At 67.6% G+C, this 21,609-nt stretch carries 19 protein-coding genes; 9 read left to right on the top strand and 10 right to left on the bottom strand.

Annotation, left to right across the window (positions count from 1 at the left end):
• The first annotated feature begins 38 nt into the window (after positions 1-38).
• Entirely contained in the window at positions 39-1,778 is a 1,740-nt protein-coding gene (locus LDO27_RS14270; protein WP_224042334.1) for a leucine-rich repeat domain-containing protein, read from the top strand.
• A 61-nt stretch (positions 1,779-1,839) separates the two neighbouring features.
• Here the strand turns inward: LDO27_RS14270 and LDO27_RS14265 are convergent, their stop codons facing one another.
• On the bottom strand, positions 1,840-2,508 hold the full coding sequence (locus LDO27_RS14265; protein WP_222202503.1) for a Crp/Fnr family transcriptional regulator: 669 nt from the start codon (positions 2,506-2,508) through the stop codon (positions 1,840-1,842).
• A gap of 245 nt (positions 2,509-2,753) precedes the next feature.
• Between LDO27_RS14265 and LDO27_RS14260 the strand changes: the two genes are divergently transcribed.
• The 7 genes from LDO27_RS14260 to LDO27_RS14230 all read left to right on the top strand — a co-directional run bounded on the left by LDO27_RS14260 (position 2,754) and on the right by LDO27_RS14230 (position 11,485).
• A complete protein-coding gene (locus LDO27_RS14260; RefSeq protein WP_224042333.1) occupies positions 2,754-4,721 on the top strand; it encodes an AMP-dependent synthetase/ligase in 1,968 nt (655 codons plus the stop codon).
• Positions 4,722-4,736: 15 nt separating this feature from the next.
• Positions 4,737-5,663 carry an ABC transporter ATP-binding protein gene (locus tag LDO27_RS14255; protein WP_377747196.1) on the top strand — a complete coding sequence of 309 codons (927 nt, stop codon included), beginning with the start codon at positions 4,737-4,739 and terminating at the stop codon, positions 5,661-5,663.
• 76 nt (positions 5,664-5,739) lie between these two features.
• On the top strand, positions 5,740-6,654 hold the full coding sequence (locus tag LDO27_RS14250) for a branched-chain amino acid ABC transporter permease (protein ID WP_222202499.1): 915 nt from the start codon (positions 5,740-5,742) through the stop codon (positions 6,652-6,654).
• A 33-nt stretch (positions 6,655-6,687) separates the two neighbouring features.
• Complete coding sequence (locus LDO27_RS14245; protein ID WP_222202497.1) at positions 6,688-7,764, top strand: branched-chain amino acid ABC transporter permease; 1,077 nt, start codon at positions 6,688-6,690, stop codon at positions 7,762-7,764.
• Positions 7,765-7,851: 87 nt separating this feature from the next.
• Positions 7,852-9,189, top strand: a complete 1,338-nt coding sequence (locus LDO27_RS14240; protein ID WP_222202495.1) for an ABC transporter substrate-binding protein — start codon at positions 7,852-7,854, stop codon at positions 9,187-9,189.
• A 181-nt stretch (positions 9,190-9,370) separates the two neighbouring features.
• Complete coding sequence (locus LDO27_RS14235; protein ID WP_222202492.1) at positions 9,371-10,186, top strand: ABC transporter ATP-binding protein; 816 nt, start codon at positions 9,371-9,373, stop codon at positions 10,184-10,186.
• A 51-nt stretch (positions 10,187-10,237) separates the two neighbouring features.
• Positions 10,238-11,485: a phenylacetate--CoA ligase family protein gene (locus LDO27_RS14230; protein ID WP_224042330.1), complete on the top strand. Its 1,248-nt coding sequence runs from the start codon at positions 10,238-10,240 to the stop codon at positions 11,483-11,485.
• Here LDO27_RS14230 and LDO27_RS14225 read toward each other — a convergent pair.
• Together LDO27_RS14225 and LDO27_RS14220 are read right to left on the bottom strand one after the other, a co-directional pair.
• The gene (locus LDO27_RS14225; RefSeq protein ID WP_224042328.1) at positions 11,476-11,943 is read right to left on the bottom strand and encodes a YbaN family protein; all 468 of its coding nucleotides are present in this window, start codon (positions 11,941-11,943) and stop codon (positions 11,476-11,478) included. The two genes, LDO27_RS14230 and LDO27_RS14225, sit on opposite strands and share 10 nt — an antisense overlap.
• An 80-nt stretch (positions 11,944-12,023) precedes the next feature.
• On the bottom strand, positions 12,024-13,001 hold the full coding sequence (locus LDO27_RS14220) for an NAD(P)H-dependent flavin oxidoreductase (RefSeq protein ID WP_224042326.1): 978 nt from the start codon (positions 12,999-13,001) through the stop codon (positions 12,024-12,026).
• Positions 13,002-13,321: 320 nt separating this feature from the next.
• Between LDO27_RS14220 and LDO27_RS14215 the strand changes: the two genes are divergently transcribed.
• Positions 13,322-14,284: an Rpn family recombination-promoting nuclease/putative transposase gene (locus tag LDO27_RS14215; RefSeq protein ID WP_224042325.1), complete on the top strand. Its 963-nt coding sequence runs from the start codon at positions 13,322-13,324 to the stop codon at positions 14,282-14,284.
• A 209-nt stretch (positions 14,285-14,493) separates the two neighbouring features.
• Here LDO27_RS14215 and LDO27_RS14210 read toward each other — a convergent pair whose 3' ends face one another.
• The 7 genes from LDO27_RS14210 to LDO27_RS14180 form a co-directional block, all read right to left on the bottom strand.
• On the bottom strand, positions 14,494-15,687 hold the full coding sequence (locus LDO27_RS14210; protein WP_224042323.1) for a class I SAM-dependent rRNA methyltransferase: 1,194 nt from the start codon (positions 15,685-15,687) through the stop codon (positions 14,494-14,496).
• A 70-nt stretch (positions 15,688-15,757) separates the two neighbouring features.
• A complete protein-coding gene (locus LDO27_RS14205) occupies positions 15,758-16,057 on the bottom strand; it encodes a DUF493 family protein (protein ID WP_222202485.1) in 300 nt (99 codons plus the stop codon).
• Between the two features lie 15 nt (positions 16,058-16,072).
• On the bottom strand, positions 16,073-17,290 hold the full coding sequence (locus LDO27_RS14200; protein ID WP_224042321.1) for a D-alanyl-D-alanine carboxypeptidase family protein: 1,218 nt from the start codon (positions 17,288-17,290) through the stop codon (positions 16,073-16,075).
• Positions 17,291-17,378: 88 nt separating this feature from the next.
• Positions 17,379-18,032, bottom strand: coding sequence for an alpha/beta hydrolase (locus LDO27_RS14195; protein WP_224042320.1), 654 nt, complete (start codon positions 18,030-18,032; stop codon positions 17,379-17,381).
• A 124-nt stretch (positions 18,033-18,156) separates the two neighbouring features.
• Positions 18,157-18,477 carry a (2Fe-2S) ferredoxin domain-containing protein gene (locus LDO27_RS14190; protein ID WP_222202482.1) on the bottom strand — a complete coding sequence of 107 codons (321 nt, stop codon included), beginning with the start codon at positions 18,475-18,477 and terminating at the stop codon, positions 18,157-18,159.
• 234 nt (positions 18,478-18,711) lie between these two features.
• Positions 18,712-20,829 (bottom strand): ATP-dependent helicase, encoded by a 2,118-nt coding sequence (locus LDO27_RS14185; protein WP_224042318.1) that lies wholly within the window; start codon positions 20,827-20,829, stop codon positions 18,712-18,714.
• Between the two features lie 169 nt (positions 20,830-20,998).
• Positions 20,999-21,547, bottom strand: coding sequence for a TlpA disulfide reductase family protein (locus LDO27_RS14180; protein WP_222202480.1), 549 nt, complete (start codon positions 21,545-21,547; stop codon positions 20,999-21,001).
• Between the last annotated feature and the right edge of the window lie 62 nt (positions 21,548-21,609).

Raw genomic sequence — 21,609 nt, 5'->3', positions numbered from 1 at the left:
CGGGGCCTTCCCGCAGTCTGTATTTCCAGGAGCATGGCATGACGATCGGCGAACTATCGTTCCAGTCTTTGAAGCAGGTTGCCAGCGCAATGGCCACGGTGGAGGGCGCGCGGCGGCTCTGCGCCGCGGGCTCGTTCCGGGTCAAGGGCAATCTGTACCGGATCCACTATACGGACGGCGGCCCGCGTGTCGCGCGGGAGGGGCGCGCGGGTTCCGCCTGCCTTGAATTCATTACGCACCGGCTGGCGGAGGGCTCGCTGTCCGCGTATGCGGACCGGTTGACGGCGCACGTGTGCGCCAGTCCGGAGCTCCGTCTGCAATGCCTGGCCGGCACCATGAACGCCTGGCTTGCCGAACACCCCGGGCCGGCCGCCACCACGGCGGTGGCGCGCATGCTCGCCTGCTACCGCGACCGGCAGCCGGAGCTGGATTTGCGCGATCTTGGCCTCGCGGTCTTGCCCCCGGGGCTGGCGTGGCTGACCCATCTGCAGTCGCTGCGCCTGGGCGGCAATGCCCTCGAATCCGTGCCGGACGGCATCGGAGCCATGGGCCAGCTGCGCGTACTCGAACTGGATCGCAACAAGCTGGCTTCGGTGCCGGCATGGATCGGCCGTCTGCATGCCCTGCAGGTGCTGAACCTGAGCGGCAATCGCCTGACCGCATGGCCCGCCGTCATCGAGGGCTTGCCCAGACTGGCATTCGTCTGGGTGGAGGGCAACGGCCTGACGGAACTGGGCAAGCACTGCGGATGGCGTTCCCAGGGATTCGAGCTCTTTGCGCGAGGCAACCCGCTCTCCGACGGCGCGCGTTCGGATCTGGCGCAGGCCGTTGGACTGTTCCCGAATGCGCCCATCCACCATGAGGCCTTGGATGGCTGGAACGCCGGTGCAGTCCCCACGGCGATCTCGGCGGCGGCGGCGCGCCAGGACGGCCGGCTGGCGGTATTCGTCCACGATGGTGCGTTCGTGCCAGCGAGTCCGCCGACGGCGGGCGCGCAGTGGTCCGGCGAGCTCGCACCCGAGGGCCGTGCGCTGTTCCGGGCCGTGCGCGCCCGTTTCGTCGACCAGCAGGACACCGATGCGCGGACAAGGTACAACCAGCGACCGGCGCGTGTGATGGACTACCGCATCGACTTGCTGGAGCGCCACCTCGCCGCCGATGAAGGTCTGTATCGTGCCAGCCTTCCGCTGGTGCGCGCCGGGCTAGGGGCAGGGCCACAGGCCCTGCTGAACGCGCTGGACGACGTCGAGCTCGCCGTCGTGCAGTCGCTGCTGGTGCGGACCGCCGCACCGGTGGAGCGCCTGGCGTCGCTCGGGCGGGGCGTGCTGCGGTTGCAGCTGGTGTCGGAGGCGCTCGCCGCCATGCGCCGCGCCGGCCCGCCTCCCGCCGATATCGTCGTGGCCTTTCGCATGCGACTGGCACGCGACCTGGCGCTGCCGATCGAGGTGCGGCCCATCGGGCCCGACATGCCGCATTACGAGTGGACCGTCATGGAAGAGGATTTCCCGGCGGTGCGCGACACGGTGCTGCGCTGGGAAGCGGCGAACGACCATGCACGGCTCGATGCCTTCATGGCGGAGTGGGCGCCATGGCAGGCGTTGGTGCGGGCGAGCCGGCCGGCGTCCAGCGCCGAATTCGGCCAGCTATGCCGGCAGGCATATCGCGCCTATCGGACCGGCGGCGAGCACGGCTTTGCCCAATGGTGCCGGCAAGGGGACACCCTGCCGGCCGCGGCCGCTCTGCCGGCGCCAATCCCGGCCGACGCCGCTGTCGCCTGAACCGCCACGCTACGCCGCGCGCCAGCGTCAGCGTGGCGCAAGGCGTAGCGGCCGCCGAGCTTCACTCGCCATACTGCCGCAACCCCTCCAGGTCCAGCACCTCGATCACCCCGTAGTCCACCCGCACCAGGCCCTGCTGTTCCAGCACCTTGAGCGCCTGGTTGGCCCGCTGGCGGGAGATGCCCGCCAGCAGGCCGATTTCCTCCTGCGAGATTTCGAGCGTGGTGCCCAGTCCCGGATACAGATGTTCGTTGAACAGCGACGAGACAGCGCGCGCCACGCGCGAGTCGATATCGAGCAGGCGCTCGTATTCGACCGCCGCGATGAACTGGCCGAGCCGTTCGTTGAATTGCGTCAGCAGAAAGCGCGTAAAGGGCAGGCTGGTATCGAGCAGCCATTGAAACGTCTCGCGCGGCAGGAAGGCGATGCGCGAGCGCCGCAGCGCCATCACGTCGTACTTGCGGATCTCGTGCTTGAGCGCGGCGCCTTCGCCGAACCATCCCCCCGTGGGAACGCCAGTGAAGGTGACCGACTTGCCCGATGGCGACACGGTCGTGATCTTGACGATGCCCTCGAGCACGCCGAGCCAGTGCTCGGCCATCTCCCCCTTGTGGCAGACATAGTCGCCGGGGCTGTAGTCGCGCACGAACATGGCCTGCCGCACGCGCTCGCGCTGGTCGGCATCGAGGTTGGCTGCCCACACGCAGCGGTCGACAAAATCGTTGAGCATCGCTCGCAAGCACTCCGTAGGGATTAACCCGGAATTGTCATCGACGTGACAACCGGGCGGTGGGGCATGGGCTATCTTACGGTCACCACGGACCCTCGGGCGCCAGACAAGACAAGGCGCGGCGGGCTTGTTGCGCTGCGGCAGACGACGACCACGGACGTCGCCGCGAGGCAGGCCAAGTATAACGAGCGAGGCCGTCGCTTGACACCAGCGGGGATTCCCTCGCCGGAGGACAGGAGACAGCGATGCAGGAAACGTCGGCGACGACCTTTCCGCGATGCCTGCTGGCGCATGCCCGGCAGCGGCCGGAGCATCCGGCGTATCGCGAGAAGGACCTTGGCATCTGGCAGACCTATGGCTGGGGGGAGGCGGCCGCGCAGGTCCGCGCGCTGGCCTGCGGACTCGCCGCGCTGGGCTTTCGCCGCGGCATGAACCTCGCGGTGATCGGCGACAACCGGCCGCGCCTGTACTGGGCGATGACCGCGGCGCAGGCGCTGGGCGGCGTCCCGGTGCCGTTGTACCAGGACGCCATCGCCACCGAGATGGTCTATGTGCTCGAGGATGCGGAGATCGATTTCGCCATCGTCGAGGACCAGGAGCAGGTCGACAAGCTGCTGGAGGTCGAGGCGCAACTGGCCGAGGACGGCCGCGCCGTGCGCCACATCATCTACGAAGATCCGCGCGGACTGCGCGACTACGACCATCCCGCGCTGATGTCGTATCGGCGCCTGCAGGAACTGGGCCGCGAGTACGACCGCGCCCATCCCGGCTTCTTCGACGAGGCCGTGGAGGCGGGCTCGCCCGACGACACCGCGATCATCCTCTATACCTCCGGCACCACCGGCAAGCCCAAGGGCGTGTGCCATTCGCACCGCGGGCTGGTCGGCGCCGCGCGCAACGGCTGCGGCTTCGACGGGCTCACCGCCGATGACGACGTGCTGTCCTACCTGCCGATGGCGTGGGTCGGGGACAACCTGTTTTCCTATGCGCAGGCCATGGTGGCCGGCTTCACGGTCAACTGCCCCGAGTCGCGCGAGACCGTGATGACGGACCTGCGCGAGATCGGCCCCACGTACTACTTCGCGCCGCCGCGCATCTACGAGGGGCTGCTGACGCAGGTGATGATCCGCATGGACGATGCCGGCTGGATCAAGCGCCGGCTGTTCGGCTGGGCGATGGGCGTGGCGCGCCGCTGCGGCGCCGACATGCTGGACAGGCGCCCGGTCGCGCTGGCGGATCGCCTGCGCTACGCGGTGGGCGAGGCGCTGGTCTACGGTCCGCTGCGCAACGTGCTCGGCATGAGCCGCATCCGCGTGGCCTATACCGCGGGCGAGGCCATCGGCCCCGACCTGTTCCGCTTCTACCGCTCGATCGGCATCAACCTGAAGCAGTTCTACGGGCAGACCGAGACCTGCGCCTATGTCTGCCTGCAGCCGGACGGCCAGGTCAAGTTCGATTCCGTCGGGCCGGCCGCGCCCGGCATGGAGATCCGCATCGGCGACAACGGCGAGGTGCTGGTGCGCGGCGTGGGCCTGCTCAAGGAGTACTACAAGCGCACGGACGCGACGCGCGAGGCCATCAACGACGACGGCTATTTCATGACCGGCGACGCCGGCGTGATCGATGCCGACGGTCACCTGAAGATCATCGATCGCGCCAAGGACGTCGGCAAGCTCGCCGACGGCTCGGTATTCGCGCCCAAGTACATCGAGAACAAGCTCAAGTTCTTCCCCTACATCAAGGAGGCGGTGGCCTTCGGCAATGGCCGCGACCGCGTCTGCGCCTTTATCAACATCGACTTCGACGCGGTCGGCAACTGGGCCGAGCGCCGGCATCTGCCGTATGCCGGCTATATCGACCTGGCCGGGCGCGAGGAGGTGATCGGCTTGATCGCCGAGTGCGTGGAGCAGGTGAATGCCGACCTGGCGGCGGACCCGATGCTGGCCGGCTCGCAGATCGCGCGCTTCCTGATCCTGCACAAGGAACTGGACCCGGACGACGACGAACTGACGCGCACGCGCAAGGTGCGCCGCGGCTTCATCGCGGAGAAGTTCGGCGTGCTGGTGGAGGCGCTGTACGCGGGCAAGTCCGAGCAGTTCATCGAGACACGCGTGAAGTTCGAGGACGGGCGCGAGGGCAGTGTGTCGGCGACGCTCAGGCTCGTGGACGCGAAACGCTTTCCGCCGGGCCCGTCGACGGCGCGCGCGGCATAGGCCGGGGGCAGAAGGATGACGCAGATGGCATGGCAGGCAGTGGACCGGCGCGCCGAAGGCCAACCGGAGTGGAGCGCCTCGCACGGAGAGGGCGAGGGCGTGGCCGTGGCGGCAGGCGGCGGGGTCGCGGACAGGCACGGCGACGATGTCCCGCGCATGCCGGCGCGCCAGCACGGCAAGGTGATCCTGGACCTGCAGCACATCTCGCTGGCGTTCGGCGGCGTCAAGGCCCTGAGCGACATCTCGTTCGATGTGCGCGAGCACGAGGTGCGCGCGATCATCGGCCCCAACGGCGCGGGAAAGAGTTCGATGCTGAACGTGATCAACGGCGTCTACCACCCGCAGCAGGGCCGCATCGTGTTCCGCGGGGAGGAACGGCGCCGCATGAACCCGACCGCCGCGGCGCGCCAGGGCATCGCGCGCACGTTCCAGAATATCGCGCTGTTCAAGGGCATGACCGTGCTGGACAACATCATGACGGGACGCAATACGCAGTTCCGCTCCAGCTTCCTGCTCAACGCGCTGTGGTGGGGCCCGGCCCGCCGCGAGGAGGTCGCGCATCGGCGCAAGGTCGAGGAGGTCATCGACTTCCTGGAGATCCAGTCAATCCGCAAGACGCCGGTGGGGCGCCTGCCCTATGGCCTGCAAAAGCGCGTGGAACTGGCGCGCGCGCTCGCGGCCGAGCCGTCGATGCTGCTGCTGGACGAGCCGATGGCGGGCATGAACGTCGAGGAAAAGCAGGACATGTGCCGCTTCGTGCTGGACGTGAACCGCGAATTCGGCACCACCATCGTGCTGATCGAACACGACATGGGCGTGGTGATGGATATCTCCGACCGCGTGGTCGTGCTCGACTACGGCAAGAAGATCGGCGATGGCACGCCGGAAGAGGTCAAGGCCAATCCCGACGTGATCCGCGCCTATCTGGGCGCGTCGCACTGAATGCGGTACTGACGCCGCACCGGGCGCCGCATCGAATGCCGCACGCCGTCCCTGAACCGCACGACATCATTGCACCATGACCTTCTTCTTCGAAATCCTGATCGGCGGCCTGCTGTCCGGCCTGATGTATTCGCTGGTGGCGCTGGGCTTCGTGCTGATCTACAAGGCGTCCGGCGTGTTCAATTTCGCGCAGGGGGCGATGGTGTACTTCGCCGCGCTCGCCGTGGTGGGTCTGATGGACAAGGGCCTGCCGATGTGGGCGGCGGTGATCGGAGCCTTCCTCGTCATGATCCTGGTGGGCATGGGCACCGAGCGCTTCGTGCTGCGCAAGTTGGTCAACCAGCCGCCGATCACGCTGTTCATGGCGACCATCGGCCTGTCGTTCTTCCTGGAAGGCCTGGGGCCGCTGCTGTTCGGCAACGAGGTGCGCCCGATCCAGGTGGGCATCGTCGACGAGCCGATCGAGCCGATCCTCACGCGCTTCAATATCGTGCTGTCCAAATTCGATCTCGCCGCCGCGGCCATCGCCGGACTGCTTGTCGCCACGCTGGCGCTGTTCTTCCAGTACACCAAGGTCGGCCGCGCGCTGCGCGCGGTGGCCGACGACCACCAGGCGGCGCTGTCGCTGGGCATTCCGCTGCAGAACATCTGGGCCATCGTGTGGGGCGTGGCGGGCTTCGTCGCGCTGGTGGCCGGCATGCTGTGGGGCTCGCGCAATGGCGTGCAGTTCGCGCTGACGCTGACGGCGCTCAAGGCGCTGCCGGTACTGATCCTGGGCGGCTTTACCTCGGTGCCGGGCGCCATCGTCGGCGGGCTGATCATCGGCGCCTCCGAGAAGCTCGCCGAGATCTATATCCCGCCGGTGTTCCAGTCGATGTTCGGCGGCAACTTCGGCGGCATCGAGGGCTGGTTCCCGTATGTGTTCGCGCTGCTGTTTCTCCTGGTGCGGCCCGAGGGGCTGTTCGGCGAGAAGCATATCGACCGGGTCTGACCGAAGCTCGCCTTCGCCACTGGAGATTTCCCCATGCTTTACCGTGAAGCCGGGCAGTTCAAGACCAGCTACGAGTCCGACAGCCAGATCTTTCCGATCCGCCAGGACCGCATCGGCTTTGCCGTGCTGCTGGCGGTGGCCTTCGTCGGCGTGCCGCTGGTCGCCTCGGAGTACTGGTTCTCGGCCATCCTGGTGCCGTTCCTGATCTTCTCGCTGGCCGCGCTCGGCCTCAATATCCTCACCGGCTACGCGGGGCAGCTGTCGCTGGGCACCGCGGCGTTCATGGCGGTGGGGGCCTACGCGGCCTACAACTTCCAGTTGCGCATCGACGGCCTGCCGGTGCTGCTGACGTTTATCCTGGCCGGCCTGTCCGCGGCGCTGGTGGGCGTCGCCTTCGGGTTGCCGTCGCTGCGCATCAAGGGCTTCTACCTGGCGGTGGCGACGCTGGCGGCGCAGTTCTTCGTGGTCTGGGCGCTGACCAAATTTCCCTGGTTCTCCAACAACAGCTCGTCGGGCGTGATCACCGCGCAGCGGCTGGACCTGTTCGGCATGCCGATCGATACGCCGGTGCGCAAGTACCTGTTCGTGCTCGCCATCGTCGCCGTGATGGCGGTGATCGCCAAGAACCTGGTGCGCTCGGCCACCGGCCGCGCCTGGATGTCGGTGCGCGACATGGACGTGGCGGCCGAGGTGATCGGCATCCCGCTGATGCGCACCAAGCTGCTGGCCTTCGCCGTCAGCTCGTTCTACTGCGGCGTCGCCGGCGCGCTGTACGCCTTCTGCTACCTCGGCTCGGTGGAGCCGGACGGCTTCTCGCTGGACCTGTCGTTCCGCGTGCTGTTCATGATCATCATCGGCGGCGTGGGCAGCATCCTCGGATCGTTCCTCGGCGCCGCGTTCATCCTGTTGCTGCCGATCTTCCTGGACAACGTGCTGCCGCCGCTGGCCGCGCTGCTGCACCTGCCGTTCACCAATGCCACCGTGTCCCACATCCAGATGATGGTATTCGGCGGCCTGATCATCTTCTTCCTCATTGTCGAGCCGCATGGCCTCGCGCGGCTGTGGCAGATCGCCAAGGAGAAGTTGCGGCTGTGGCCGTTCCCGCATTAATGAGATGCGGGCGTGGCCGGCCGGTACAGCGGGACCGAGCAAACGGGTAACCCATAACAAACGCCTGTGAAGGTGAAGGAGACTGTCATGACCATCCTGATTCGCAAGATGCAGCGCGCCGGCCTCGCGGTCGGCATCGCCGCGGCGCTGCTGGCGCCGATGGTGCCGGCACAGGCGCAGAGCGGGGACCAGTTCGTCGCGTTGCCCAGCTACCGCGTGGGCCCGTATGGCGCCAACGGCCAGTCGTTCTACGGCGGCTTCATCGACTACCTGAACTACGTCAACCTGAAGGAGGGCGGGGTCAACGGCGTCAAGCTGTCGTGGGAGGAGTGCGAGACCGAGTACAACAACGCCAAGGGCGTGGAGTGCTACGAGCGCCTGAAGTCGAAGAACGGCACCACCAAGGGCACGGCCTACCACACCATGTCGACCGGCATTTCGTACGCGCTGATCGACAAGACGACGGCGGACAAGGTGCCGCTGGTGATGATGGGCTACGGCCGCACCGATGCGGTGGACGGCTCGGTGTTCCCGTATGCGTTCCCGCTGGTGACCACCTACCAGATGCAAGTGTCGGCCATCACCAGATACCTGGCCGGCAAGAGCGGCGGCTCGCTCGCCGGCAAGAAGATCGTCTACCTGTATCACGACTCCGCCTACGGCAAGGAGCCGATCGTCGCGCTGCAGGCGGAGGCAAAGCTGGGCAAGTTCAACCTGGTGGAGATTCCCGTCGCGCATCCGGGCAACGAGCAGGGCGCGCAATGGCTCAAGATCCGGCAGGAGAACCCCGACTACGTGATCTTCTGGGGCTGGGGCGTGATGAACCAGACCGCGCTGAAGGCCGCGCAGAAGGTGGGCTTCTCGCGCGACAAGATGATCGGTTCCTGGTGGGCGGGTTCGGAGGAAGACACCGTGCCCGCGGGCGACGCGGCCAAGGGCTATATGAGCGCGACCTGGAACGTCGCCGGCAAGAACGTGCCGGTGATCGCCGATATCGAGAAGGTCGTCTACGGCGCCGGCAAGGGCAATATGCAGGACCGCAACAAAGTCGGCTCGGTGCTCTACAACCGCGGGGTGTCGGCAGCGGTGGTCACGGTCGAGGCCATTCGCGTGGCGCAGAACAAGTTCGGCAAGGGCAAGCCCATGGGCGGCGAGGAAATGCGCTGGGCCTTCGAGAACCTGAACGTGACCAACGCGCGGCTGCAGCAGCTGGGCGCCACCGGCCTGCTGCCGGAGATCAAGACCAGCTGCGACAACCACGAGGGCTCGGGCAAGGTGAAGATCCAGCAGTGGGACGGCGCCAAGTGGGTGGTGGTGTCGGACTGGATCGAGGGCAACAAGAGCCTGATCCATCCGCTGTTCAAGGCCAATGCCGCCCAGTACGCGAAGGAGAAGGGGATCACGCCGGCCTGCATGAAGTCTTGATGTGTTGTCGCGGCCGCGGGCGGTCACCCCTCACCGCCGGCCCCTCTCCCGCTTGCGGGAGAGGGAGACCTCGGGCTGGGTGATGCCTTTTGTGTTCGCCCCTCTCCCGCCAGCGGGTAAGGGGCGGGCGTGGGGGTGAGAGTCCCCGGAGCCCCACCCCCCAATAGACCAGAAGCCCACCATGACCCTGCTATCCGTCAACAATATCGAAGTCATCTACGACCACGTGATCCTGGTGCTCAAGGGCGTGTCGCTCGATGTGCCGGAGGGCAGGATCGTCGCGCTGCTGGGCGCCAACGGCGCGGGCAAGACCACCACGCTGAAGGCCATCTCCAACCTGCTGCGCGCCGAACGCGGCGATGTGACCAAGGGCTCGATCGAATACCAGGGCAAGCGCGTGGACCAGCTCACGCCCAACGACCTGGTCAGGCGTGGCGTGATCCAGGTCATGGAGGGCCGGCACTGCTTCGCCCACCTGACCATCGAGGAAAACCTGCTGACCGGCGCCTACACCCGCGGCCTGTCGCGCGCCGCCACGCGCGAGGAACTGGAACGCATCTACACCTATTTCCCGCGCCTGAAGACGCGCCGCAAGTCGCAGGCCGGCTATACCTCGGGCGGCGAGCAGCAGATGTGCGCGATCGGCCGGGCCATGATGGCCAGTCCCCGCATGGTGCTGCTGGACGAGCCGTCGATGGGCCTCGCGCCGCAGATCGTCGAGGAAATCTTCGAGATCGTGCGCGACCTGAACCAGCGCGAGCGCGTGAGCTTCCTGCTGGCCGAGCAGAACACCATGGTGGCGCTGCGCTACGCCGACTACGGCTACATCCTCGAGAACGGCCGCGTGGTGATGGATGGCGAGGCCGAGGCGCTGCGCACCAACGAGGACGTCAAGGAGTTCTACCTCGGCGTGGCCGCCAACGATGCCGACGGCGGCGCCCGCAAGTCCTTCCGCGACGTCAAGAGCTACCGGCGCCGCAAGCGCTGGCTGGCCTAGCACCGTGCCGACCACCACCGACATCCGACGTCAACGAACTCATCCGCGCTCATGTCCGAACACTTCGACTCCCTGGAAACGCGCTCGCCGCAGGACCGCGAGCAGGCGTTGATGGCGGCGCTGTCGCGCCAGGTCGCGCATGCCCGGGCGCATGCGCCGTACTTCGCAGACGTACTGGGCGCCGTCGATCCGGCCGCGCTGACCACGCGCGCGGCGCTGGCCGCGCTGCCGGTCACGCGCAAGGCGGACGTCAGCGTGCTGCAGAAAAGCGCGAGCCCGCTGGGCGGCCTCAACGCGACGCCGCTCGGCGGGCTGCGCCATGTGTTCCAGTCGCCCGGCCCCATCCACGAGCCGGACGGCCACGGGCCGGACTGGTGGCGCACCGCGCGCGCCATGTTCGCCGCCGGCTTCCGCTCGGGCGAGCTGGTCTACAACACCTTCAGCTACCACTTCACACCGGCCGGCATGATGATGGAGACGGGCGCCCACCGGCTGGGCTGCTGCGTCTTCCCGGCCGGCGTCGGCCAGACCGACTCGCAGGTGCAGGCCATGGCGATGCTCAGGCCGGCCGCCTACGCGGGCACGCCGTCGTTCCTGAAGATCCTGATGGAGAAGGCGAGCGAACTGGGCCAGTCGTGCACCGTGGCCAAGGCGCTGGTCTCCGGCGAGGCGCTGCCGCCGTCGCTGCGGGCGTGGTTCGGCGAGCGCGGCGTCAAGGTGCACCAGATGTACGGCACCGCGGATGTGGGGCTGATCGCCTACGAGACCGATGGCGGCGACGGCTGGGTGGTGGACGAGGGCGTGCTGGTGGAGATCGTCGAGCCCGGCGGCACGCAACCGGTGCCGGACGGCGAGATCGGCGAGGTCGTGGTGACGGTGCTGGGCAATGGCGACTATCCGCTGATCCGCTTCGGCACCGGCGACCTGTCGGCCATCGTGGCGGAATCGGCGAGCCGGCCGAGCCCGTGCGGACGCACCAATATCCGGCTGCGCGGCTGGCTTGGCAGGGCCGACCAGGCGACCAAGGTCAAGGGCATGTTCGTGCATCCGGGACAGGTCGCGGAGGTGGTACGGCGCCATCCGGAAATCCGCGCAGCCCGGCTGGTCGTGACCGGCGCGGTCGGCGCGGACGTGATGACGCTGCATTGCGACGCGACGCGCGACGACGACGGCCTGAAGCAGGCGATCGCGGATTCGGTACGGGAGGTGATGCGCCTGCGCGGAGAGGTTCGCTTCGTGGCGGCGGGCTCGCTGCCGCAGGACGGCCGCGCCGTCGAGGACGCGCGCAGCTACGACTGACGCGGCCCGCGTTCGGCCCGCGCGCCGCCGGCCGCGGGCTCGCGATAGCCGCCGCGGGGGCGCGTCGGCAGCCACAGCAGCCATGCGGTGACGGCGGCGGCTATCGCGAGCAGCGCCACCGCGGCGAGCGGCTTGCCGCGCAGCAGCCACGCCGTGGTGCCCATCGACACCCACATCGTGGCGATCGCGAAGCACTTGGCGCGCAGCGGAATGCTGCGATGGACATGCCAGTCATGCACCAGCGGCCCCAGGCGGGGATGCGCCATCAGCCAGCCATGGAAGCGCTCCGACCCGCGTGCGAAGCAGGCGGCCGCCAGCAGCACGAATGGCGTGGTCGGCAGCACCGGCAGGAAGATGCCGATGAATCCCAGCAGCAGGAAGAAGACGCCGAGCGCGGCCCATACCGCGCGCAGCACGCGCTCGCGGCGGCTGCGGGGAAGCGGGCGGGCCGTGCGCACGGGCAGCTTGTCCAGCGGGTTTCCTTGGTGCGGGTCGATGATGGGAACCGATGCGGTGAGTGATTGGGCGAGAGCGGCGTTCAGGCGCCGGCCAGCAGCCGCGCCCTGGCCGCATCGTACTCCGCCTTCATGCGCGCGACGATCTCGCCGGCCGTCGGAATATCGTGGATCTGGCCCACGCCCTGGCCCGCGCCCCAGATGTCCTTCCACGCCTTCGCCTTGGAAGTGCCGCTGGAGAAATCCATCTTGCTCTTGTCGGCCGCCGGCAGATTGTCCGGATCCAGGCCGGAGTTCAGGATGCTTTCGCGGATGTAGTTGCCGTGCACGCCGGTGAACAGGTTGGTGTAGACGATGTCCGCCGCGGCCGCGCTGGTGATCGACTGCTTGTACGATTCGCTGGCATGCGCCTCCTGCGAGGCGATGAAACGCGTGCCCACGTACGCGAAGTCGGCGCCCATCGCCTGCGCCGCCAGCACCGCGTCGCCAGTGGCGATGGAGCCGGAGAGCGCGATCGGGCCATCGAAGATCTTGCGCACTTCGCCCACCAGCGCGAACGGCGACAGCGTGCCGGCATGGCCACCGGCGCCCGCGGCCACCAGGATCAGGCCGTCCACGCCAGCCTCGATCGCCTTCTGCGCATGGCGCAGGTTGATCACGTCGTGCAGCACGATGCCACCGTAGCTGTGCACCGCGTCGATCATCTCCTTCATCGGCGCGCGCAGCGAGGTGATGAAGATCGGCACCTTGTGATCGACGCAGACGCGGATGTCCTGCTCGAGCCGCACGTTGGACGCGTGCACGATCTGGTTCACCGCGATCGGCCCCACCCTGGCGCCCGGATTCGCCGCCTGGAAGCCTGCCAGCTCCTCCTGCATCTGCGTCAGCCAGTCGGCGAGCAGTTCGGCGGGACGCGCGTTCAGCGCGGGAAAGGAGCCGACGATCCCCGCCTTGCACTGCGCCAGCACCAGCTCGGGATAGCTGACGATGAACATGGGCGAGGAAATGACGGGCAGCGTCAGCCCTTGCAGGGCGGGCGGAATGAATTTGGCGGCGGGCATGGCGTCTCCTGGACCACGGTCGGATGCCTGGGGCATCGATGTTCTGAACGATCGACCGATTATAGGGAGTTTCGGCGAGGCCTCGGTAGAGCGGGCACTCCATGCGGACGTCCAAGTCGGACGTCGTCCGCCCCCCTCGAACGGCCGCGGCGCAAACACGGGCGCCTTGACCGGGGCGCGCCGACGCAACGGCGTCTCAGCCGACACACTTTCGTGACTCGAGTAACAAAACGATAGGGCGGCAACTTCCATGAAATCCCGCCGTACGCTCCCGACCGATCCTCGCGGCTTCGGCGTTCACGCCACTTCCGGCCGCTCCCATGACCAAAGCATTCGATGCCCCCTACAAATTGCTGTTCTCGTCCCCGGATCTGGTGCGCGATCTGATCCTGGGCTTTATTCCCGACGCATGGCTGCATACCCTTGACTTCGATACGCTCGAAAAAGTCTCGGGCAACTTCGTCACCGACTGCCTGCGCGAACGCGCCAACGATGTCGTCTGGCGTGTGAAGGCCAGCGAGGAGTGGGTGTATCTGTACCTGCTCATCGAGTTCCAGAGCACGGTGGACCGGTACATGGCGCTACGCGTGATGACCTATCTGGGCCTGCTGTACCAGGACGTGGTGCGCGGCAGGGTGGCGCAGGGCGGTGGAGCGCTGCCTCCGGTGCTGCCCATCGTGCTGTACAACGGCGAACGCCCATGGACTGCCGCTACCGATATTGCGGCGCTGCTGCCGAGGATCCCCGGGCCTGTCGGCCGATATCAGCCCAGACTTTCGTATCTGCTGATCGACCAGAACCAGTTCGAGCCCGCGGACCTGGCGCGCATGCAGAATCTGATGGCGTGGGTGATCCGCTTCGAGCGCCCGCAAAGCGACGGGGCGATGGTCGACCTCGTTGGCCAGCTCGACGAGATGCTGGCGGGCAAGGAGGAACTGAAGCAGACCTTCGTGCAGTTCATCCATGCGGTACTGTCCCGCAAAGAGGGCGGCTATTTCGCGCTTTCGCCGGCGGGCAATCTACAGGAGATGCAAATGTCGTTGCATGAACGTTTCGAAACGTGGAAGCAGAACTACAAGCGGGAAGGGCTGGATGAGGGGCTGAAGGAAGGACTGAAGGAAGGGAAGGCCACCGCGCTGCGCCAGCTGCTGAGCCAGCGCTTCGGTCGCCTGGCCCCGGAGCTCGACGCACGGATCGATGCGGCTTCGGTGCAGCAGATCGATGTCTGGTTAAGCCGGGTGCTGCGCGCGGAAACGCTGCATGACATCGTCGGGCATGACTAGTGTCGCCCGCTCGCCAGAGCCGGCCGGTCGGCGAGCGTGGCGCGCCAAAAAAATGCCCCGCGATATAGCGGGGCAATTACCACGAAGACTGATAAATCGGCGGTGGGCACCTGCCAATGCCGCAGCCGCTGAGCGCACTATAGCGAGCCATTGTTACGGTTCGACGACGCCGTGGTGACGCATCGGTGAAAGGGCGCGGGGCCAGCCCTTCACGCTTTCTCGAGCAACAGTCCCTTCAGGTATTCGCCCTCGGGGAAGGCCGCCAGCATCGGGTGGTCGACGCCGGCGGAAAGCCGCCGCAGGATGCGCGCGTCGACGCGCGCGTCGGTGGCCGCGCCCGCGACGATCTTCTGGAACAGCTCCATGCTGATCGCGCCGGAGCACGAATAGGTAAACAGCAGGCCGCCGGGCCGAAGCAGCTGCATGCCCACCAGGTTGATTTCCTTGTAGGCCCGCGCGGCGCGCTCGATATGCTGGGAGGACGGCGCGAACTTCGGCGGGTCCAGCACGATCAGGTCGAACTGGCGTCCTTCGGCGCGGAACTGGCGCAGCGACTTGAACACGTCGGCGTCCATCCAGGTGGCCCGCTCCGGGTCGAAGCCGTTGAGCGTGACGTTGCCGGCGGCGGTCTTGAGTGCCTCGCCGGACGAATCGATCGAAACCACCGAGGTCGCGCCGCCGCGCAGCGCGGCGAGCGAGAAGCCGCCGGTGTAGCAGAAGCAGTTCAGCACCTCGCGGCCGGCGGACAGATCGCCCACCAGCTTGCGGTTGTCGCGCTGGTCGACATAGAAGCCGGTCTTGTGGCCGTTCCTGACGTCGACGTAGTAGCGCACGCCGTGCTCGGTGACCGACAGCTCGGGATCGGGCTCGGCGCCAGCCAGCACGCCGGTCACCAGCGCCAGGCCCTCGCGCTCGCGCACCGCCGCATCGGAGCGCTCGTAGACGTTGGGGCAGCCGGTTTCCTTGATCAGGGCCTGCACGATGGCGGCCTTCCATTGCTCCACGCCGGCGGCGTTGAACTGGCACACGAGCTGGCCCGTCGCGCCTTCGCCGTAGTAGTCCACGACCAGGCCGGGCAGGCGGTCCGCCTCGCCGAAGATCAGCCGCACCGCGTTGCTGCCGTCGACCCACTGGCGGCGATGCGCGGCGGCCGCGGCGACGCGGCGCTTGATCATCGCGTGGTCCACCGGTTCGTTCTCGTCGAAGGTCCACACGCGCGCGCGGATTTGCGATTCCGGGCTGTACGCGGCCTTGGCGAGAAAGCGTCCGTCGGCGGCGCGCACCGTGACGGTGCTGCCGGGCTCGCAGCGGCCTTCCACCTGCGCGACGCCTGTCGCGTAGATCCACGGGTGCCGGCGCAGCAGCGACTTTTCCTTGCCGGGCTTCAGGGTAAGGGTGTTCATGATGACAGGAGGAGGGGCGGCGCGATCGCCGCCCGCAGGGAGCGGGGCCGGCTTGGCGGCCCCGCGGGGATTACAGCACGACCTTGACCATCGGGTGCGAGGTCAGGGCGCGGTACAGATCGTCGAGCTGCTCGCGGCTGGTGACCCAGACCGTCACGGTCAGGCCCAGGTAATTGCCATTGCGCGACGGACGCATCTCTATCTTGCCCGCGTGGAAGTCGGGGTCGAACTGCTGGACCAGCGTGACGATGGCCTCGGCAAAGCCGTCCTGCATCGCACCCATCACCTTGATGGGAAAGTGGCTGGGGTACTCGATCAGCGAGGGTTGCTCGTTGCCGTTCCCGGTGCCGTCTGGCGTATCGGCGCTCATGTCTGCTCCCCTCGCTTACTTGCGCTTGAACCACAGGCGGATGGTATCCCACAGGCGCCCGAACAGGCCCGCCTCGGGCACTTCCTCCAGCGCCACTACCGGGAATTCCGCCACCTTGGTGTTGCCGTCCATCAGCTTGACCATGCCGACCTGCTGTCCCGCGGCCAGCGGCGCGACCAGCAGCTCCTGGCGCTCCAGCACCGGCTTCAGGCGGCCGGCCACGCCCTTGGGCACCGTGACGAAGGTCTCGTCCTTGACGCCGATCTTCACGGTGTCGTTCTTGCCCTTGTAGATATCCGGCGTGGCCAGCACCTGGCCCTTGTCGTACAGGCGCAGCGTGTCGTAGAACTGGAAGCCGTAGTTCAGCACCTTCAGGCTTTCCTGCGTGCGCACCTGTTCGCTGGTGGTCCCGATCACGATCGAGATCAGGCGGCGCGAGCCGTTGGGCACATTGCTCAGCGGGCGCTTGGCCGACGAGATCAGGCAGTAGCCGGCCGACTTGGTGTGGCCGGTCTTGACACCGTCCACCGTGGCATCGATATACAGCAGTCGGTTGCGGTTGGGCTGCTTGATCTTGTTATAGGTGAACTCCTTTTGCGAGTACATCCCGTAGTACTCGGGGAAGTCCTTGATCAGGCGCGTGGTCAGCGTCGCCAGGTCCACCGCGGTGGTGTAGTGGTTCGGGTCGGGAATGCCGTCGGTATTCGTATAGTGCGTGTTCTTCATGCCCAAGCGCTGGGCCTCGCGGTTCATCATCGCGACGAAGCCTTCCTCGGAGCCGCCCACGGCTTCGGCCAGCGCGAGCGCCGCGTCGTTGCCCGACTGCACGATCAGGCCCAGCAGCAGGTCGCGCACGGTGACCGGCTTGTTCGGCTCGATGAACATCCGCGACTCGTCGCTCTTGACCTTGAGCACCAGGTTGGTGGGCACCACGGCCTGGTCCAGCGTCAGCCGGTTTTCCTTCAGCGCCTGGAAGGCCAGGTATGCCGTCATGATCTTGGTCAGCGAGGCCGGCTCGATGCGCAGGTCCGCGTTCTGCGAGCCCAGTGCCTGGCCGCTGGTCACGTCGTACAGCATCCACGACTTGGCGGCGACCTGCGGCAGCGGCACGCCTTGCGCCCGTACCGATGCGGGAGCGGCAAGCAGCGCCAGCGCGGCGGCGCTGGCCACCACGGCCTGGGCAACGGGCGCGGTCAGGCGCGTGACGAAAAGCGGCGAAGCGGGATTCAGCATATTTTCAGATTCCGACAAAAAGAAGGTCGCGAAGGGATGATGAGGAGTTGTCGCGGCGTGCCATCGGTGCGGGGCGCTCGCGCCGTGCTCACCGGTCCCACGCGTTGACGACAAGCTGCTTGATCAGATGCAGCTTGCGATGAAAGAAATGATCGGCGCCGGGGATCACGATCACCGGCAGTTCCTGCGGCCGGGCCCAGTCGAGCACGCTCGCGAGCGGTACGGTCTCGTCCTGCTCGCCGTGGATCACGATGGTGTCGGCCGGCACTGTCGCCACGTCCCAGCGGGACGTCGCGGCGCCGACCATCACCAGCCGCTGGGCCGGCGTGCCGGCTTCGGCGAGGCGCCGCGCCACCTGGCTCACGACGAAGCTGCCGAACGAGAAGCCGGCCAGCGCCAGCGGCAGCGTCGCGGCCTGCGACGACCACGCGGTCTGCGCGCGCATCCAGTCGATCACGGCGAGCAGGTCGTCCTGCTCGCCGATGCCCTGGTCGTGCTCGCCCGCGGTCCCGCCCACGCCCCGGAAGTTCGGCCGCACGGTGGCATAGCCCAGTTGCACCATGGCGCGCGCCAGCGTCTGCGCGACCTTGTTGTCCTTGGTGCCGCCGAACAGCGGATGCGGATGGCCGACCAGGGCCAGGCCGCGCGGCGATTGGCCGGACGCCGACGGCGGCAGATCGACCGACACGTCGATGGCGCCGACCGGGCCGGCAAGGGTAAGAACCTGGGTATGCGCGTTCATCGTGGCAGGAGGACGAGGAAGACGGGAAAGACGGGAAAAAAACGGGCGCAATGCGGGAAGCGCGCTACGGCGGCGGACGCGGTGGACTCGCGTTCGCCTGCGCTCCGGCGCCTGCCCGCCGGAATCAGCGGTCGACCATCAGGCGTTCGACCGGTTGCCCGCGCACCAGATGGCTGTCGATGATCTCGTCGATGTCCTGCTCGTCGACGAAGGTGTACCAAACGGCCTCGGGGTAGACCACCAGCACCGGACCGAGTTCACAGCGGTTCAGGCAGCCCGCCTTGTTGATGCGCACGCGGCCTTCGCCACCGGCAATGCCAAGCTGCTTGCAGCGCTTCTTCGCGTATTCCTGCATGGCCGCGGCGTTGTAGTTGCCGCAGCAGGACTCGCCGCCCTCGCGCTGGTTCAGGCAGAAGAAGACGTGGTGCTGGTAGTAGCTGCTCATGCTGGATGGGGCGCGGCGAAGGCAAGGGAACGCCATTCGCGCCGGAGCGCCGATAGGAACCGAGGGAAGCTCGGAATTATACGGGGAGCCGGCGTCCGATTCGACGCTTGCGCGCCTGTGCGGCGGCATTGCGCGCCGACTTTGCGTGGCGCGGGCGCGCTGGCGCAGGCATGAGGTGGCGCGCCGCGCACCTCGCGGCGGGCGAGGGCGCCAGCGGGCGGCTCTGCCGGCGCGCTACTTCCACATACTGCGCATGCGGCCCGCCAGATCCACGGCCGGCAACGGCGCCTTGGCCGGCAGCTCGCCCAGCGGCGGCGGAGGCGGCCACGCGCGGCTGTGGAACAGCGGCATCACGCGGTTCGGCAGAAAGCGCGTGCGCGAGGCATAGACGTGGCGATCGCCGAAGCCGGTCTGCTGCATCACGTAGAAGCGCTGCGGCACGACGATATCCAGATGGTCCTTCGCGCGCGTCATCGCGACATACATCAGCCGGCGCTCCTCCTCGATCTCCTCGGTGGTGCCGGTGGCCAGGTCCGACGGCATGCAGCCATCGACCGCGTTGAGCACGTAGACCGCCTTCCATTCCTGGCCCTTGGCCGAATGGATGGTCGACAGGATCAGGTAGTCCTCGTCGCGCAGCGGCACGCCCGATTCGTCGCTGGAGGCGTCGGGCGGGTCCAGCGTCAGCTCGGTCAGGAAGCGCTCGCGCGCGCCGTAGGTGGCGGCGATGCGTTCCAGTTGCTGCAGGTCCGCTTGGCGTGCGGCGGCGTCGTCGTGCATGCGCTCCAGATGCGGCTGATACCAGGCGACCACCTGCTCGAACTCCGAAGGCCACGGCGCCGCGGGGGCCATCAGTACGCGCGCCAGCGCGAGCAGGTCCGGCCAGGCCGCCTCGGCGGCGGGCGGCGCCTCGAAGGTCTCGAGCGCGAACAGCGGCTCGGTGGCGATCAGCACCGCGTCCAGCGCGCGCGCCGCGGTCTTGGGACCGATGCCGGGCAGCAGCTGCAGCGTGCGGAAACCCGCCATGCGGTCGCGCGGATTCTCCATCCAGCGCAGCACCGCCAGCACGTCCTTGACGTGGGTCGATTCGAGAAACTTCAGTCCGCCGAACTTCACGAACGGCACGTTGCGCCGGACCAGTTCGATCTCGACCTGGGCGCTGTGGTCGGCGGCGCGGAACAGCACCGCCTGCGACATCAGCGACAGCCCCATCTCGCGCCGCGCGAGGATCTGCTCGACGACGTAGCGGGCCTGCTCGGCCTCGTCGTTGACCACCACCACCCCCGGCTTTTCGGCGGACTCGCGCTCGGACCACAGGTCCTTGGTAAAGCGCTCGGCGGCCAGGCCGATCACCGCGTTCGCGGCGGCCAGGATGGGTTGCGTGGAGCGGTAGTTCTGCGACAGCGTGACGCACTGCGCGGGCGGCGCGAACCGCGTGGGAAAGTCCAGGATGTTGCGCACGTTGGCGCCGCGGAAGGCGTAGATCGACTGCGCGTCGTCGCCCACCACCGTCAGGCCGCGCCCGTCGGGCTTGAGCGCCAGCAGGATGGAAGCCTGCAACGCGTTGGTGTCCTGGTACTCGTCCACCAGTACATGGTCGAAGCGCGCCCCCATGTCCTGCGCCAGCGCCGGCTCCGTCAGCGCTTGGGCCCAGTACAGCAGCAGGTCGTCGTAGTCCAGCACCTGCTGCTTCTGCTTGGCCTCGACATAGCCGGCGAACAGCGTGCGCAGCGCCTCCGCCCACATGGCGTAGCGCGGAAACTGGCGCTTGAGCACCTCCTCCAGCGGCGCCTGCGTGTTCACCACGCGCGAGTAGATGGCCAGGCAGGTCTCCTTGCGCGGAAAGCGCGCCGCCTGCGTGGACAGGCCCAGATCGTGCCGCACCACATGCATCAGGTCGGCGGCGTCGCCGCGGTCGCTGATGGTGAAGGCGGGCGACAGTCCCAGCGTTTCGGCGTATTCGCGCAGCAGCCGCGCGCCGATCGCGTGGAAGGTGCCGGACCAGTGCAGCGCGGCGCGGCCGATGCCGGGTCTGGTGCCAGCCTGCGCGCCGCCCTGGGCACCGAAGGCCTGGTCGACGATCCGTTCCACCCGGCGGCCCATCTCCGCGGCGGCGCGGCGCGAGAACGTCAGCAGCAGGATGCGGCGCGGATCGGCGCCCCCCAGCACTAGGTGCGCGACCCGGTGCGCCAGCGTATTGGTCTTGCCCGAGCCCGCGCCCGCGATGATCAGCAGCGGATCGGCGCAGTCGTGCTCGACGGCGGCGCGCTGCTGTGGATTGAGCTTGGCCAGATAGGGCGCCGGCTCGGGCGGGGTCTCCAGCGTGGGAGCGGGGGCGAGGTCCAGGGACACGGGGCGGGGAAGCGGTGGGCGCCAGGGCGGTGGCGTCACGGAAACAAAAAATTGGACACGACTGTATATCCATACAGCGACACACCGCAAGCCGAAACGGTGGACGCGTCCGGCCGACAACAAAAAAGGTGCCGCAAAGGGCACCTTGAGAGGCTGACCGCGTCGCCGGTTATACGGTCTTGGCCAGCGCCTCATCCAGCAGCTTGTGCAGGGCGTCCCATTCCGGCTCGCCCACATAGCGCTTCAGGATGCGTCCTTCCTTGTCGACGACGAAGGTGGTGGGGGTGAGCTGCACGTCGCCGAACGCCTTGGCGGCCGAGCCCTGGGAGTCCAGGGCGACCTTGAACGGCAGCTTGCGCGTCTCGGTGAAGTTCGCCACGTACATCGGCGGGTCGTAGCTCATGGCCACCGCGATGAATTCCATGCCCTGGCCCTTGAAGCGCTCGTAGGTGCGGACCATGTCGGGCATCTCCTTGACGCAGGTGACGCAGCTCGTGGCCCAGAAGTTCACCATGTAGACCTTGCCCTTCAGGTCGGCCGTGGTGACCTTCTCGCCCGACAGCAGCACGAACGTGGCCGGCGGGGCGGACTTCGCGGGCGACAGCGCGCGGTAGCCGAACCAGGCGAGCAGCGCGACCACGAGCAGCGCCGCGATGAGCGGCCAGCGCTTGCGCGCCGCGGGCGCGGGACGGGAAGAGGAAGGCGGGGAGGTCGTCATGGCGAAGGCCGGCGGAACCGGTCGATACGGACTGGGCGGCCATTTTACCGCCGCATCGGCGC

This window comes from Cupriavidus respiraculi, assembly GCF_914271545.1.
Classification (GTDB): Bacteria; Pseudomonadota; Gammaproteobacteria; order Burkholderiales; family Burkholderiaceae; genus Cupriavidus; species Cupriavidus respiraculi.
This window is presented reverse-complemented; position numbering and strand designations above follow the sequence as displayed.

Bases quoted from the DNA above. Each gene is read 5' to 3' on its own strand.
- LDO27_RS14270 (WP_224042334.1), top strand. From the start codon at position 39: ATGACGATCGGCGAACTATCGTTCCAGTCTTTGAAGCAGGTTGCCAGC.
- LDO27_RS14265 (WP_222202503.1), bottom strand. From the start codon at position 2,508: ATGCTCAACGATTTTGTCGACCGCTGCGTGTGGGCAGCCAACCTCGAT.
- LDO27_RS14260 (WP_224042333.1), top strand. From the start codon at position 2,754: ATGCAGGAAACGTCGGCGACGACCTTTCCGCGATGCCTGCTGGCGCAT.
- LDO27_RS14255 (WP_377747196.1), top strand. From the start codon at position 4,737: ATGACGCAGATGGCATGGCAGGCAGTGGACCGGCGCGCCGAAGGCCAA.
- LDO27_RS14250 (WP_222202499.1), top strand. From the start codon at position 5,740: ATGACCTTCTTCTTCGAAATCCTGATCGGCGGCCTGCTGTCCGGCCTG.
- LDO27_RS14245 (WP_222202497.1), top strand. From the start codon at position 6,688: ATGCTTTACCGTGAAGCCGGGCAGTTCAAGACCAGCTACGAGTCCGAC.
- LDO27_RS14240 (WP_222202495.1), top strand. From the start codon at position 7,852: ATGACCATCCTGATTCGCAAGATGCAGCGCGCCGGCCTCGCGGTCGGC.
- LDO27_RS14235 (WP_222202492.1), top strand. From the start codon at position 9,371: ATGACCCTGCTATCCGTCAACAATATCGAAGTCATCTACGACCACGTG.
- LDO27_RS14230 (WP_224042330.1), top strand. From the start codon at position 10,238: ATGTCCGAACACTTCGACTCCCTGGAAACGCGCTCGCCGCAGGACCGC.
- LDO27_RS14220 (WP_224042326.1), bottom strand. From the start codon at position 13,001: ATGCCCGCCGCCAAATTCATTCCGCCCGCCCTGCAAGGGCTGACGCTG.
- LDO27_RS14215 (WP_224042325.1), top strand. From the start codon at position 13,322: ATGACCAAAGCATTCGATGCCCCCTACAAATTGCTGTTCTCGTCCCCG.
- LDO27_RS14210 (WP_224042323.1), bottom strand. From the start codon at position 15,687: ATGAACACCCTTACCCTGAAGCCCGGCAAGGAAAAGTCGCTGCTGCGC.
- LDO27_RS14205 (WP_222202485.1), bottom strand. From the start codon at position 16,057: ATGAGCGCCGATACGCCAGACGGCACCGGGAACGGCAACGAGCAACCC.
- LDO27_RS14200 (WP_224042321.1), bottom strand. From the start codon at position 17,290: ATGCTGAATCCCGCTTCGCCGCTTTTCGTCACGCGCCTGACCGCGCCC.
- LDO27_RS14195 (WP_224042320.1), bottom strand. From the start codon at position 18,032: ATGAACGCGCATACCCAGGTTCTTACCCTTGCCGGCCCGGTCGGCGCC.
- LDO27_RS14190 (WP_222202482.1), bottom strand. From the start codon at position 18,477: ATGAGCAGCTACTACCAGCACCACGTCTTCTTCTGCCTGAACCAGCGC.
- LDO27_RS14180 (WP_222202480.1), bottom strand. From the start codon at position 21,547: ATGACGACCTCCCCGCCTTCCTCTTCCCGTCCCGCGCCCGCGGCGCGC.